At 65.7% G+C, this 13,446-nt stretch carries 13 protein-coding genes; 9 read left to right on the top strand and 4 right to left on the bottom strand.

The window, feature by feature from the left end; genetic code table 11:
• The first annotated feature begins 25 nt into the window (after window positions 1–25).
• The 3 genes from VNQ78_RS10870 (at window position 26) to VNQ78_RS10860 (ending at window position 1,988) form a co-directional block, all read left to right on the top strand.
• Complete coding sequence (locus VNQ78_RS10870) at window positions 26–202, top strand: DUF3553 domain-containing protein (RefSeq protein ID WP_325689551.1); 177 nt, start codon at window positions 26–28, stop codon at window positions 200–202.
• 149 nt (window positions 203–351) lie between these two features.
• Window positions 352–1,134, top strand: a complete 783-nt coding sequence (locus VNQ78_RS10865; RefSeq protein ID WP_325689549.1) for a GNAT family N-acetyltransferase — start codon at window positions 352–354, stop codon at window positions 1,132–1,134.
• Window positions 1,131–1,988, top strand: a complete 858-nt coding sequence (locus VNQ78_RS10860; protein WP_325689547.1) for a lysophospholipid acyltransferase family protein — start codon at window positions 1,131–1,133, stop codon at window positions 1,986–1,988. Before VNQ78_RS10865 ends, VNQ78_RS10860 begins: the two co-directional genes overlap by 4 nt.
• Before the next feature lie 5 nt (window positions 1,989–1,993).
• Here VNQ78_RS10860 and VNQ78_RS10855 read toward each other — a convergent pair whose 3' ends face one another.
• From VNQ78_RS10855 to ubiE, 4 genes are all read right to left on the bottom strand, one after another.
• Window positions 1,994–3,772, bottom strand: a complete 1,779-nt coding sequence (locus tag VNQ78_RS10855) for an SLC13 family permease (protein WP_325689545.1) — start codon at window positions 3,770–3,772, stop codon at window positions 1,994–1,996.
• Window positions 3,773–3,872: 100 nt separating this feature from the next.
• Window positions 3,873–4,691, bottom strand: a complete 819-nt coding sequence (locus tag VNQ78_RS10850) for a TIGR00282 family metallophosphoesterase (RefSeq protein WP_325689543.1) — start codon at window positions 4,689–4,691, stop codon at window positions 3,873–3,875.
• A 51-nt stretch (window positions 4,692–4,742) separates the two neighbouring features.
• Window positions 4,743–6,281, bottom strand: coding sequence for a 2-polyprenylphenol 6-hydroxylase (ubiB, locus tag VNQ78_RS10845; protein WP_325689541.1), 1,539 nt, complete (start codon window positions 6,279–6,281; stop codon window positions 4,743–4,745).
• A 3-nt stretch (window positions 6,282–6,284) separates the two neighbouring features.
• Window positions 6,285–7,037 (bottom strand): bifunctional demethylmenaquinone methyltransferase/2-methoxy-6-polyprenyl-1,4-benzoquinol methylase UbiE, encoded by a 753-nt coding sequence (gene ubiE, locus VNQ78_RS10840; protein ID WP_325689539.1) that lies wholly within the window; start codon window positions 7,035–7,037, stop codon window positions 6,285–6,287.
• Between the two features lie 76 nt (window positions 7,038–7,113).
• Here ubiE and mutM point away from each other — a divergent pair, with 76 nt between their 5' ends.
• The 6 genes from mutM to recF all read left to right on the top strand — a co-directional run bounded on the left by mutM (window position 7,114) and on the right by recF (window position 13,435).
• On the top strand, window positions 7,114–7,959 hold the full coding sequence (gene mutM / locus VNQ78_RS10835; protein ID WP_325689537.1) for a bifunctional DNA-formamidopyrimidine glycosylase/DNA-(apurinic or apyrimidinic site) lyase: 846 nt from the start codon (window positions 7,114–7,116) through the stop codon (window positions 7,957–7,959).
• A 124-nt stretch (window positions 7,960–8,083) separates the two neighbouring features.
• Window positions 8,084–8,860 (top strand): enoyl-CoA hydratase, encoded by a 777-nt coding sequence (locus tag VNQ78_RS10830; protein WP_325689535.1) that lies wholly within the window; start codon window positions 8,084–8,086, stop codon window positions 8,858–8,860.
• Window positions 8,861–9,013: 153 nt separating this feature from the next.
• Window positions 9,014–9,283 carry a 30S ribosomal protein S20 gene (gene rpsT / locus VNQ78_RS10825; protein ID WP_325689533.1) on the top strand — a complete coding sequence of 90 codons (270 nt, stop codon included), beginning with the start codon at window positions 9,014–9,016 and terminating at the stop codon, window positions 9,281–9,283.
• Between the two features lie 501 nt (window positions 9,284–9,784).
• Window positions 9,785–11,143 carry a chromosomal replication initiator protein DnaA gene (dnaA, locus tag VNQ78_RS10820; protein WP_325689531.1) on the top strand — a complete coding sequence of 453 codons (1,359 nt, stop codon included), beginning with the start codon at window positions 9,785–9,787 and terminating at the stop codon, window positions 11,141–11,143.
• 97 nt (window positions 11,144–11,240) lie between these two features.
• Window positions 11,241–12,359: a DNA polymerase III subunit beta gene (gene dnaN / locus VNQ78_RS10815; protein WP_325689529.1), complete on the top strand. Its 1,119-nt coding sequence runs from the start codon at window positions 11,241–11,243 to the stop codon at window positions 12,357–12,359.
• Complete coding sequence (gene recF / locus VNQ78_RS10810; RefSeq protein WP_325689527.1) at window positions 12,356–13,435, top strand: DNA replication/repair protein RecF; 1,080 nt, start codon at window positions 12,356–12,358, stop codon at window positions 13,433–13,435. The genes dnaN and recF overlap by 4 nt, the downstream gene beginning before the upstream one ends.
• Window positions 13,436–13,446 lie beyond the last annotated feature (11 nt).

Genomic DNA, 13,446 nt, shown 5'->3' with positions numbered 1-13,446 from the left:
TCGGTAATGCTGGGAGAATGCGCGAGTGAACGAGATCCTTGAACCCGGAATGCTGGTTCGTCACCCGAACGCGCCGGAATGGGGCATCGGACAGGTCCAGTCGCGGATCGGCGACCGCATCACGGTGAATTTTGCCAATGCCGGCAAGCAGGTGGTGGATGGTCGCCATGTCAGCCTGGAACTGGTGGTGGAAGGGGGCTGAGCCCCTGCAACGACAAGCTAATACAACCTATGCGCGAGTCAACTGCCTCCGGGCGCCCACATATCTGTGCGCCAGCGGCATGTTGCAATAAGACCGGGACACGCCTAGACACGGTTGCGCAATGATGATGACAGGTTCGACGCCCAAAGATGACGCCAGAGAGCTCGTATTTCGAAACGCGGCTCGCCACTGACGAGGCGGACCTGCTGGCGGCACAACGCCTGAGGTATCGGGTCTTCGTCGAAGAACTGGGGGCCGAGGGATCGCTGGTCGATCACCACCAGAGGCTTGAGCGGGACGAATTCGACCCCATTGTCGATCATCTGATCCTCGTGGACCGCCGCCGCTCGGCCGCCAATCTGGACCATGTGGTGGGCGCCTATCGCCTGCTGCCGGGCGACCGGGCCGAGACTTTCGGGCGCTTCTATTGCGATTCCGAATATGACCTCGCGCCGCTGCGCAATTCGGGCCGCTCGTTGCTGGAGCTGGGGCGGTCCTGCGTGGACGCCGATCTTCGCGGCGGCTCGGGCATGTTCCTGCTGTGGAACGCGCTTGCGGAATATGTGCTGGATCGCGGGATCGAGCTTCTGTTCGGCGTCGCCTCGTTCCACGGCACCGATGCCGAGGCGCTGGCCCAGCCGCTCTCATGGCTGCATCACCATCACCTCGCCTTGCCGCAGATCCGCCCGCTGGCGCATCAGGGCGGGTTCCAGCGCATGGATCTGGTGCCGCCCGAGGATCTGGACCGGCGCGCGGCGATGACCTCGATGCCGCCGCTGATCAAGGCCTATCTGCGGATTGGCGGCTCGATCGGGGAAGGCGCGTTCCTCGACCGCGAATTCAACACCACCGATGTGTTCCTCCTCGTCGATACCGCCGCGATGTCGGAGAAGCACCGCAAATTCTACGAGACACGCTGGCAGGCCCAATGAGCGAGACCACCGACGCGCCCTCGGGAGCGACCCGCAGCCCGGCCTGGTATGGCGACGAACCGATCCCGAGCGTTCCGCGTCCGGGCCTTCTGGGCTGGTTCCTTGTCGGCACGCGCGGCTTCGGCATCGTCTCGGTCCTGATGATGGGGGTGATCCTCATCATGCCGCTGCGCCTGACCGAAAGATATTTCACCGGCCCGCGCCGGCCCCTGACCGGCCCCTGGGTGCAGGGGGTCTGCCGTCTCTGCCTGTGGATCATGGGGATCCGCTGGCAGCGCGAGGGCAGCCCGATGCGCGGCCCCGGCGCGATCGTGGCGAACCATTCGGGCTGGCTGGACATTCTGGCCCTGAACGCGGCCATGCCGGTGTTCTTCGTCTCCAAGGCCGAGGTGGCGGGCTGGCCGGGCATCAATATCCTGACCCGCGTGACCAATACGCATTTCGTGACCCGCGACCCGCGGCTTGCCCGCCAGCAGGCCGAGGAATTTGCCATGCGGACGCGGGCCGGGCATAGGCTCTTGTTCTTCCCCGAGGGCACCAGCACGGATGGCCAAAGGGTGCTGCCCTTCAAGCCGACATTGTTCCAGGGCTTCCTTGACCCTGCCCTGCCCGCGGATCTGGCAATCCAGCCGATGACCGCCGTTTACCGCGCGCCCGAGGGTCGTGATCCGCGCTTCTACGGCTGGTTCGCCGCCATGTCGCTGGGCACGCATCTGCTGGCCGTGCTGGCGCAGCCGCGTCAGGGAACCGTTACGGTGCGCCTCCATCCGCCGATCCCCGTCGCGGGAGAGAGCCGCAAGACCCTTTCGGCCAAGGCCGAGACGGCGGTGCGGTCGGGCTTCCCCCGCAGCTGAACCGCTCAGAGCGGCCAGAACAGCGGAATGGTCAGGCAGGCGACGATGCCGGTGATGATGTCCAGCGGCACGCCCACCTTGATGAAATCGCTGAACTTATAGCCGCCGGGGCCATAGACCATCATATGCGTCTGGTAGCCGATCGGCGTCGCGAAGGCGACGGTGGCCGAGAACATGACCGCCACGACATAGGCGCGCGGATCATGGCCCAGCGACTTTGCCAGCGCGATCGCGATGGGGGTCAGCAGGACCGCGACGGCATTGTTCGACAGGATCTCGGTCATGATCAGGCCGAGGAAATAGACGCTGACCAGCGTGACGAAGGGCGGCAATCCCGCCAGATAGGGCGCGACCGTATCGACGATCAGGTTGACGGTGCCGGTATATTCCAGCGCCTCGCCCACGGCGAGCATGGCGAAGATCATCGCCAGCAATCGGCCATCGACGAATGAGAACGCCTCCTCGGCATCGACGCAGCGTGTCACCAGAATGACCGCCGCCGCGATGAAGGAAAGCGCAAGGATCGGCGCCACGTCGAGCGAGGCGAGGATCACCACGGCAAGCAGGCAGAGGATCGCGATGGGCGCACGCTCGCGCCGATAGGCCCGCGCGGCCGGGCGCGAGACATCGACCAGTTCCATGTCCGAAGCGAGGCGGGCAATATCCTCGGGCGCGCCTTCCAGCAGCAGCGTATCGCCCACGCGCACGACCAGATCGTCAAGCTGGCGGCCGATATTCTGGCTGCGGCGATGGGCGGCCAGCACATAGACGCCATAGCGCCGGCGCAGGCGCATGTCCCCCAGCTTGCGCCCGATCAGCCGCGCGCCGGGCGAGATCAGCACCTCGACCGTCTCGGTGGCGACGGAACTCAGCTTGTCGACCATCTGGAGGTTCTTGTTGCCCTGCATCTCCAGCAGGTCGGCCATCTCGGTGCGCAGAACGACGCGGTCGCCCGCCTCCAGCACCACCTCGGCCAGGTTGCGGCGCAGCGAGGCATCGCCCCGCAGCACGTCAACAAGCCGCACGGCGTCGCGCTTGAACAGCGGCACTTCGGTGACGTTCTGGCCCAGCAGGGTCGAATCCTCGGGGATCGCCACTTCGGTGAAATATTTCATCTCGCGCCGGGTGCCCAGAAACCCCGCCAGCGAGGTGCGGTCGGGCAGCAGCTTGCGCCCGATCAGCGCGAAATAGATGATGCCCGCAATGGTCACGGCGGCACCGACCGGCGCGATCTCGAAAATGGTGAAATGCGCCAGCCCCGCCTCGCGCGCGACGCCATCGACAAGCAGGTTGGTCGAAGTCCCGATCAGCGACAGCATACCGCCCATGATGGTGAAATAGCTGAGCGGCATCAAAAGCTTGGAGGGCGAGATCCCGATCCTCAGCGCAAGCTGGATCACGATCGGGATCATCACCGCGACCACGGGCGTATTGTTCATGATCGCCGAGGCGAGGATGACGAAACCGAAAAGCGCACAGACCGTCAGGATCGGCTGCGTGCTGGCGCGGGAGGAGACCAGCCGCGACATCATCTCCAGCGCGCCGGTGCGCAGCAGGCCACCCATGATCAGGAACATGAAGGCGATGGTCCAGGGCGCCGCGTTCGACAGGACGCCCGCCGCGTCCTTCACCGGCAGCAGACCCAGAAGCATCATGGTCGCGGCAGAGCCGATCGCCACGACCTCGGGCGGATGCTTCTCGCGAATGAACTGCACGAAGGTGATGGCGACGATGATCAGCATCGCGATCGCCGCGTTGTTTCCGGTCAGTTGGAATCCCAGCATCCAGATCCTGTCCCATGCGCCGTTAATCACGGCCCTTTCGATGGGTTTTAGAATCTTTTTCTCCGCCGCCGCAAGCGAAAGCGCAGGCGGCAGCCCCCGGTCAGGCGGGAAGCTGCGTCTGGCTGAGGCAACCGCCCTGACGGACGGGTTCGATCGCGACGGCCTTGCCGCTGCGGTCGTCGGTGGTGACGAGGACGCCGCAGATCGTGGCCTCGCCCTCAGCCGGTGTGAATCGCTCAGAGGCCATGCCGGTCAGGAAGCGGCGCAGCGGCTCGGTCTTCTCCATGCCGATGATGCTGTCATAATCGCCGCACATCCCGGCATCGGACTGATAGCCGGTGCCGCGCGGCAGGATCATGGTATCGGCGGTCGGGACGTGGGTATGGGTGCCGACGACGAGGCTCGCGCGGCCATCGCACCAATGGCCGATCGCCATCTTCTCGCTGGTGGCCTCGGCATGGATGTCAACCACCGTCGCCTGCACAAGCCCGCCCAGCGGATGAGTTTTCAGCACCGTGTCGATGGCCGAGAAGGGATCGTCGAAGGGCCGCTTCATGAAGACCTGCCCCAGCACCTGCGCGACAAGGATCTTGCGGCCCCGCGTCGCCTCATAGACCCGCGCGCCGCGACCCGGCGCGACCTTCGAGAAGTTCAGCGGGCGGATGATGCGCGGCTCGGTCTCGATATAAGACAGCATCTCCTTCTGGTCGAAGGCATGGTCGCCCAGCGTGATGCAATCGGCCCCGGCATCGAGGATCAGCTTGGCATGCGCCCCGGTCAGGCCCATGCCGCCCGAGGCGTTCTCGCCATTGACGATGGTGAAATCCACCCCCAGCCGTTCCTTGAGCGGCTGGAGCCCTTCGGCGATGACGCGACGACCGGCCCGGCCCATCACGTCTCCAAGATAAAGAATGCGCATGGCCCGACCGTTAGGGCAAAGCCGCGCCACGCTCAAGCCCCGAGGCGCAGATCAGCCGAGCCATGCCCCAACGAGGACCGAGGCCAGCGCGACCACCGCCCCCACCGCCATGCCGCGCAGATAGCCCGACGGGCGCGGGCGGTCGTCGGGATGCTGCCCGTTCTCGCGCAGCATCTGCGGCATCCGGCGCTCCAGAAACTCGGGCAGTAGCGGGGCAAAGCGGCTGACCACCTGCACCGACCGCGCAAGATCGCGCATCGCCGCCTTGGGGCCGAGATTGTCGCGGATATAGCTTTCGACCACCGGCCGCGCGACTTCCCACATATTCATCTGCGGATCGAGCGAGCGGGACACCCCCTCGACCACGACCATGGTGCGTTGCAGCAGGATCAGCTCGGTCCGGGTGCGCATCCCGAAACGCTCGGTCACCTCGAAAAGATAGGCCAGCAGGTTTGCCATCGAGATGCGGCTGGCATCCGCGCCAAAGATCGGTTCGCCCACCGCACGAAGCGCGCGGGCAAATTCGGTCATGTCGCGGTCGGCGGGGACATAGCCCGCCTCGAAATGGACGCGCGCCACCCGCATGTAGTCGCGGCGGATGAAGCCCATCAGGATCTCGGCATAGACGCGGCGGGTATATTCGTCGATCTCGCCCATGATGCCGAAATCATACATGACGATATCGCCATCCGCCCCGACCTTCAGGTTGCCCTGATGCATGTCGGCATGGAAGAAGCCGTCGCGCAGCGCGTGCTGGAGGAAAAGCTGAAGCACCCGCGAGGCCAGCGCCGGTAGATCGTGCCCGGCCGCGCGCAGGGCCGCGACATCGCCAAGCGGCGTCCCCTCGGCCCAGTCGCTGGTCAGGACGCGCCGCGCGCTCAGATGCCAATGCGGGCGCGGCACCTTCATGCCCTCGTCCTCGCGCGTGTTCTCGGCAAATTCCGAGGCGGCCGCGGCCTCACGGCGCAGATCCAGCTCGCCCGTCACCACGGTCTCGAAATGGGTCACGACATCGCGGGGGCGCAGGCGGCGCGTCGCGGGCGAGATCAGTTCGATCATCCCGGCGGCGAAATGGAAGGCGTCAATGTCGCGGCGGAACCCGGCCTCGACCGAGGGGCGCAGCACCTTGACCGCGACCTCGCGCCCGTTATCGGCCCGCCGCGCCCGGTGGACCTGCGCGATCGAGGCCGCCGCGACCGGCTCGGAAAACTCGCTGAACATCGCCTCGACCGGCTGCCCCAGCGCATCCTCGACGATGCGCAGCGCCTGATCCTGCGGGAAGGGCGGCAGGCGGTCCTGCAGCATCGAAAGCTGCTCGGCCAGCTCTGGCCCGACCACGTCCGGGCGGGTCGAGAGGATCTGGCCGAACTTGATATAGGCCGGACCAAGCGCCGTGATCGCGCGTGTGACCGGCGGCAGCGCCGGATCGCCCTTGTAGCCCAGCCATGCGAAAGGCCAGCCCAGCACATGCGCCGCCATCCTGATCCGCGCGGGTGCGTTCATCGCATCGAGCGCAGCGCCCATCGCGCCGGTCCGCTCGAAGGTGGCGCCGGTGCGGATCAGGCGCCAGATATTATGTGGTCCCCGCATGGATCAGATCTTCCAGCCGGAATGCAGCGCCGCGATCCCCATGGACATGTTGCGATACTGCACCCGGCCAAAGCCCGCATGGCGGATCATCGTGGCGAAGCTTTCCTGATCGGGAAAGTTGCGGATCGATTCGACTAGATATTGATAGCTGTCGCGGTCATTGGCGACGACCTGCCCCATCGCCGGGATCACGTTGAAGCTGTAGCGGTCATAGAGCCATTGCAGCATCGGGACCGGCATCTGGCTGAATTCCAGCACCATCAGGCGGCCACCGGGCTTCAGCACGCGCCGCGCCTCGGCCAGCGCATCGGGGATGCGGGTGACGTTGCGAATGCCGAAGCTGATCGTATAGCGGTCGAAGCTTTCATCGGCGAAAGGCAGCGCCATCGCATCGCCCGTGACCCAGGCGAGCCGGTCGGCAAGGCGCCCGGCCTCGGCGCGCTTGCGCCCCTCGACCAGCATCGACTCGGTCATGTCGCAGACCGTGACGCGCGCGCCCGAGGCGCGCCCGAGGAAGCGGAAGGCGATGTCGCCGGTCCCGCCCGCCACATCCAGCAGGTGCTGGCCGTCGCGCGGGGCGAGCCAGTCCATCATCGCGGTCTTCCAGACGCGGTGGATGCCCACGCTCATCAGGTCGTTCATCACGTCATAGCGCGAGGCCACGCGTGAAAAGACGCCATGCACCAGCCCGGCCTTTTCCTCTTCCGCCACGGTGCGAAAGCCGAAATGGGTTTCCTTGCGCTGGTCATCGGTCATCTTGCTTGTCCATCCGTCGTTTCGCGCCCAGATAGACCAGACGCGCGCCGCGCACCATGCGACGAATGGAAGATAAATGCCAGAACTGCCTGAGGTCGAAACCGTCCGCCGGGGCCTTGCCCCGCATCTGGAAGGCCGGGTGATCGCCCGGATCGAAGCCCGCCGCCCCGACCTGCGCTGGCCCCTGCCGCCGGATCTGGTGCAGGTGGTCACGGGGGCGCGGGTGACGGGGCTGCGCCGGCGCTCGAAATACATCCTTGTCGATCTGGAAGGGCGAGGCAGCATCCTTCTGCATCTGGGCATGTCCGGGCGGATGCTGATCGAGGACGCGGTCCAGGGCGATTTCCACCGCGATCCCGCCATCCTGCCGCGCCATGACCATGTCGTGTTCTGGAACGACCTTGGCACCCGGATCACCTTCAACGACGCCCGCCGCTTCGGCATGGTCGATCTGGTGGCGGAGGGGAGCGAGCATCCGATGCTGGCCCATCTGGGGCCCGAGCCCCTGTCGGAGGGGTTCACGGCGGAAGTGCTGATCCGCGCGCTTGCCGGACGCCGGATGCCGATCAAGGCGGCTCTGCTCGACCAGCGCATCGTCGCGGGGCTGGGCAATATCTATGTCTCCGAGGCGTTGAGCCGCGCCGGGATCGATCCGCGCCGGCTGGGCGGGGAGGTCACGCAGGCAGAGGCCGCCCTGCTGGTCGGCCATGTCCGGGACGTCCTCGAGGAGGCGATCGCCGCGGGGGGATCGAGCCTGCGCGACCACCGGCAGGCCAGCGGAGAACTCGGCTATTTCCAGCATTCCTTCCGCGTCTATGGCCGCGAGGGCGCGCCCTGCCCGACCCCCGGCTGCGGCGGGACCGTCGAGCGCATCGTGCAATCCGGGCGATCGAGCTTTTTCTGCCCGAACTGCCAGAAGTGAAGCGGCGCTGGCGCGCCGCTGCCTCCGGCGGGGGTATTTGGAAAACGCTGAAGGACGCAGGGCGCTAGCCAGATGGTCGCGGCTTTGTTACGAGTCGCGAGCTAGATGCGAAAGGCTAGGTGCGATGGCTTACCAGACCCTCACCGTTGAGGTCGAAGATTATGTTGCGCTGATCCGGCTGAACCGGCCCGAGGCGCTGAATGCCCTGAACTCGCAACTTCTGAGCGAACTGGGGACGGCGCTTGCCGAGGCCGACCGGAACGAGAAGGTCCGCTGCATCGTCCTGACCGGCAGCGACAAGGCCTTTGCCGCAGGCGCAGATATCAAGGAGATGTCGACGAAGAGCTTTGTCGATGTCTATACGAGCGACCTTTTCGGCGCTGAGATCGACCGCATCACCGCGACCCGCAAGCCCATCATCGCGGCGGTGTCGGGCTATGCCCTGGGCGGTGGCTGCGAGCTGGCCATGGCCTGCGATTTCATCATCTGCGCCGATACCGCCAAGTTCGGCCAGCCGGAGATCAACCTGGGCGTGATGGCCGGGATCGGCGGCACGCAGCGCTTGACCCGCTTTGTCGGCAAGTCGAAGGCGATGGAGATGCATCTGACCGGCCGCTTCATGGACGCGGCCGAGGCCGAGCGTTCGGGCCTTGTCAGCCGCGTCGTGCCCGCGACGAAGCTGGTGGCCGAGGCCGTGGCCGCCGCAAGGAAGATCGCCGAGAAGTCGCAGATCGCCGTCCTTGCCGCCAAGGAAGCGCTGAACCGCGCCTATGAGACCACCCTGCGCGAGGGGATCCTGTTCGAGCGGCGCAGCTTTCAGGCCCTCTTCGCGACCGAGGACCAGAAGGAAGGCATGGCCGCCTTTCTGGAGAAACGCGAGCCGCAATTCCGCGACCGGTAGTTTCCCCTTGGCAATCCTGCCTACCGCCTGTATAGGCCCGAGCTTACATGCGCGTGGGCCCGCTTTAAGGCAAGAATCATGACCGTCCCGACTGGACGGTGCCGTGGGGCTTTTGCGTAATCGACATTCGAAGAACAGACAGGACCGCATCCCATGGCCAACACGCCCCAGTCGAAGAAACGCGCCCGCCAGATCGAGCGCGTCACCGCCGTCAACAAAGCGCGCCGCTCGCGCATCCGCACCTTCCTGCGCAAGGTCGAGGAAGCGATCGAGAGCGGTGATGCCGCTGTCGCCCGCGAGGCGCTGCTGCAGGCCCAGCCTGAACTGATGCGCGGCGTGACCAAGGGCGTCGTTCACAAGAACACCGCCGCACGCAAGATCTCGCGGCTGTCGTCGCGCGTGAAGGCGCTTGCCACCGCCTGACAGGCTGAGGCATTTCCGCAACTTGCGGTAGAATACATTTGGGCGCGCTCGCTCTGAGCGTGCCCTTTTCCGTTAGCGTTCTGTGCTAGCGCATTGAAACATATATAACTTCGTGCTGTCACGAACACGTCACCGCTCCGTGAGATTCGGAGAGGCAAAGTGACTGTCAAGCACGAAGATCGGTTGTCGGCGGAGCGCCGTTCTTGCTAGCTTCGGTCCTGCGATTCACATCGCACCTGGGGGACAAGCCCCGTGGATCGGCCTCTGCGCCGAAGGACGGGAAGCAGCATGATCGGGGGACGTTCAGCTGCCATTGAAGTCGGGGACCGGCTGCCACCGGTCACGATTCATGTATGGAGACGAGGCCGCAGTTGGCCTTTGCGCCGCGCACGTGGCGTAGGGGTTCTGTTGTCGTCACCTGTCCGTCGGGCGCCGATGTCGAATCAAACTCACGCCGGGCAAACCCGGCGGAACATGGGCAACGGAACGGACTTGGGCGAGATGGAAAAGATTTGGGGGCAGGCGCGTGAAGAACTTCAAAAGATCGTCGGAGCCGACAGTTTTGCGACCTGGATCGAACCTCTCCGCCTGGCCGGCGTAACCGACGGCACCGCCGTCATCGCCTGTCCGACCCGCTTTCTTTCGGACTGGGTCTCGCGCCATTACAGCGATGACATCCTGAAGGTCCTCGACCGCATTGGCGGCCCGGTTCACCGGCTGAATTTCGAGACCCGCAGCGCCGCCAGCCGCCAGCCCACGCCCGAGGCGGCCGAGCAGCGCCAGACCGCGCCCCGCGCCCCCGTCGCGGCCGCCGAGGAGGAGCTTACGGCCCCCCTCGACCAGCGCTTCACCTTTGACAATTTCGTCGTCGGCAAGCCGAACGAGCTGGCCCATGCCGCCGCGCGCCGCGTGGCCGAGGGCGGTCCCGTCACCTTCAACCCGCTTTTCCTTTATGGTGGCGTCGGGCTGGGCAAGACCCACCTGATGCACGCAATCGCGCGGGAGACGCAGGCCCGCCAGCCCGATGCGCGGGTGCTCTATCTTTCGGCCGAGCAGTTCATGTACCGCTTCGTCCAGGCGCTGCGCGACCGCACCGTCATGGATTTCAAGGAGCTTTTCCGCACCGTCTCGGTCCTGATGGTCGATGACGTCCAGTTCATCGCCGGCAAGGATTCGACGCAGGAAGAGTTCTTCCACACGTTCAACACGCTGGTCGACCAGGGCAAGCAGATCATCATCTCGGCCGACCGCGCGCCGGGCGAGATCAAGGACATGGAGGAGCGCATCAAGTCGCGCCTGCAATGTGGCCTTGTCGTCGACCTGCATCCGACCGATTACGAGCTGCGCCTCGGCATCCTGCAATCCAAGACCGACAGCTTCCGCGTGCAATATCCGGGGCTGCGGCTTGCGCCGGGCGTGCTGGAATTCCTGGCCCATCGCATCACCTCGAATGTGCGCGTGCTGGAAGGCGCGCTGCAGCGCCTCTTCGCCTTCGCGAGCCTGATGGGGCGCGAGATCACGCTGGACATGACCCAGGAATGCCTGGCCGACATCCTGCGGGCGAATGACCGCAAGGTCTCGATCGAGGAGATCCAGCGCAAGGTGGCAGAGCATTACAATATCCGGCTTTCCGACATGATCGGGCCGAAGCGGGTGCGCACCGTGGCGCGGCCGCGCCAGATCGCGATGTATCTTTCGAAACAGATGACCTCGCGGTCCCTGCCCGAGATCGGGCGGCGTTTTGGCGGCCGCGATCACACCACCATCATGCATGGCGTGAGGAAGATCGAGGAGCTGCGCGGCTCGGATCGGAGCCTTGCCGAAGATATCGACCTGCTGCGGCGCCTTCTTGAAGCCTGATCCGCTTGACCCGCCGGGCAAATCTGCGAAATTGCCCGGCACCGGGTTGGGCCTTATAGTCGTCCTTCCCGCCGCGAGAGTGACATAAGGACCGACCATGAAATTTGCGATCGAACGTGCCGATCTGGTGAAGGCAGTTTCTCAGGCCCAGTCCGTTGTCGAGCGGCGCAATACGATCCCGATTCTGGCCAATGTCCTGATCGAGACGACGCCGAATGGCGTCAGCTTCCGCGCGACCGATCTGGATACCGAAATCATCTATCTGGCCAATGCCCAGGTCGAGCGTCCCGGCGCGACGACCGTATCGGCCAGCATGCTCAACGACATTGCCCGCAAGCTGCCGGACGGGGCGCTGGTGCAGCTTGACCTCGACCCGTCCTCGGGCCGGTTGGCGGTGATTGCCGGGCGCTCGAACTTCAGCCTCGCCACGCTGCCGCGCGAGGATTTCCCGGTCATGTCGACCTCGGAATATTCGGCGAATTTCGCGGCTCCGGCCTCGGTCCTGCGCCGGCTTTTCGACAAGTCCAAATTCGCGATCTCGAACGAGGAGACGCGCTATTACCTGAACGGCGTCTATATGCATGTCGCGCAATCGGACGAGGGCCCCTGCCTGCGCTGCGTCGCGACCGATGGCCATCGGTTGGCGCGGATCGACGCCCCCCTGCCCGCGGGCGCCGGGGAGATGCCGGGCGTGATCGTGCCGCGCAAGACCGTGGGCGAGCTGCGCAAGCTTCTGGACGATGACGCGACCGAGATCGCGGTTTCGGTCAGCGAGACCAAGGTGCGCTTCGCCACCCCGACCATCACGCTGACCTCGAAGGTGATCGACGGCACCTTCCCCGATTATTCGCGGGTGATCCCGGCGGGCAATTCGCGCAAGCTGGAGGTGGATGCAGGCGATTTCGCCAAGGCGGTCGATCGCGTCGCCACGGTCAGCAGCGAGCGTTCGCGCGCGGTCAAGCTGTCTTTGGACGAGGACCGGCTGGTTCTTTCGGTCAATGCCCCCGATTCGGGCGCGGCCGAGGAAGAACTGCCAGTCGCCTATGCCGACGAGCCGCTGGAAATCGGCTTCAACGCCAAATACCTGCATGAGATCGCCGGCCAGATCGACCGCGAGAATGCGGTGTTCCTGTTCAACGGCTCGGGCGATGCGGCGCTGATCCGCGAGGGCGGCGATGTCTCTGCCGTTTATGTCGTCATGCCGATGCGCGTGTGAGGCTGACACGCCTGCACCTGACCCAGTTTCGGAGTTGGGCGCGTCTGGAACTTGAACCGGATGAAAGGCCCGTGGCGATTCACGGGCCGAATGGCGCCGGAAAGACCAATATCCTCGAAGCGATCTCGATGCTCTCGCCCGGCCGCGGGATGCGTGGGGCGACGCCCGGCGAGCAGGCCCGCCGTGGGCCTGATGTCGGCTGGCAGATCCGGGCGAGCGTCGGCGAGCGTGACATCCTGACCCGCGCTTTGCCCGGCCAGCCGCGCGAGGTTCTGATCGACGACAAGCCCGCGACGCAGGTGGCGCTTGGCGGTTTGCTGCGGGTGATCTGGCTGACCCCGGCGATGGACCGGCTCTGGACCGATGCGCCCGAGGGACGCCGCCGTTTCCTCGACCGCGTGACGCTGAGCTTTACCCCCGGCCATGCCGAGGAGTCGCTCGCCTATGAGAAATCCATGCGCGAGCGTAACCGCCTGCTGCGGGACGAGGTGCGCGACGCCGGCTGGTATCGCGCGCTGGAGGCCCGCATGGCCGAGGCGGGGGCCGCGATTACCAGGAACCGCCTCGACGCGATCGCCCGGATCACCGCGGCGCAGGAAGGGGCGGAAACCGCCTTTCCCGCCGCCCGCCTGACCCTTCTGCCGGGCGAGGGGGCGGCGGATGATCCCGAACCCGAAAGCATCGCCCTGCGCCTCGCCGAGACGCGGTCGCGCGACATGGCGGCGGGCCGCAGTCTGACCGGACCGCATCGCGCCGATCTGGGCGCGCATTGGGGGCCGCAGGACATGCCGGCGGCGCTTTCCTCGACCGGAGAGCAGAAGGCCCTGCTGCTCTCACTGATCCTTGCCAATGCACGGGCGCTGGACGGAGAGATCCCGGTCCTGCTGCTCGACGAGGTGGCGGCGCATCTGGACGCCGACCGCCGCGCCGCGCTTTACGACGAGATCTGCGCGCTTTCGGCGCAAGCGTGGCTGACCGGGACCGGGCCGGAACTGTTCGCGGCGCTGGAGGGGCGGGCGCAGTTCCTTTCCGTCGAGCGTCGGGGCGAGACTTCGGGCCTTGCAGTGGGTATTTGAAAAACGGTGAA

The organism is Paracoccus sp. (in: a-proteobacteria), assembly GCF_035556475.1.
Classification (GTDB): domain Bacteria; phylum Pseudomonadota; class Alphaproteobacteria; order Rhodobacterales; family Rhodobacteraceae; genus Paracoccus.
This window is presented reverse-complemented; position numbering and strand designations above follow the sequence as displayed.

Excerpts from the sequence above, each read along its gene's own strand:
- VNQ78_RS10865 (WP_325689549.1), top strand. The coding sequence starts at position 352 with ATGACGCCAGAGAGCTCGTATTTCGAAACGCGGCTCGCCACTGACGAG.
- VNQ78_RS10860 (WP_325689547.1), top strand. The coding sequence starts at position 1,131 with ATGAGCGAGACCACCGACGCGCCCTCGGGAGCGACCCGCAGCCCGGCC.
- VNQ78_RS10855 (WP_325689545.1), bottom strand. The coding sequence starts at position 3,772 with ATGCTGGGATTCCAACTGACCGGAAACAACGCGGCGATCGCGATGCTG.
- VNQ78_RS10850 (WP_325689543.1), bottom strand. The coding sequence starts at position 4,691 with ATGCGCATTCTTTATCTTGGAGACGTGATGGGCCGGGCCGGTCGTCGC.
- ubiB (WP_325689541.1), bottom strand. The coding sequence starts at position 6,281 with ATGCGGGGACCACATAATATCTGGCGCCTGATCCGCACCGGCGCCACC.
- ubiE (WP_325689539.1), bottom strand. The coding sequence starts at position 7,037 with ATGACCGATGACCAGCGCAAGGAAACCCATTTCGGCTTTCGCACCGTG.
- mutM (WP_325689537.1), top strand. The coding sequence starts at position 7,114 with ATGCCAGAACTGCCTGAGGTCGAAACCGTCCGCCGGGGCCTTGCCCCG.
- VNQ78_RS10830 (WP_325689535.1), top strand. The coding sequence starts at position 8,084 with ATGGCTTACCAGACCCTCACCGTTGAGGTCGAAGATTATGTTGCGCTG.
- rpsT (WP_325689533.1), top strand. The coding sequence starts at position 9,014 with ATGGCCAACACGCCCCAGTCGAAGAAACGCGCCCGCCAGATCGAGCGC.
- dnaA (WP_325689531.1), top strand. The coding sequence starts at position 9,785 with ATGGAAAAGATTTGGGGGCAGGCGCGTGAAGAACTTCAAAAGATCGTC.
- dnaN (WP_325689529.1), top strand. The coding sequence starts at position 11,241 with ATGAAATTTGCGATCGAACGTGCCGATCTGGTGAAGGCAGTTTCTCAG.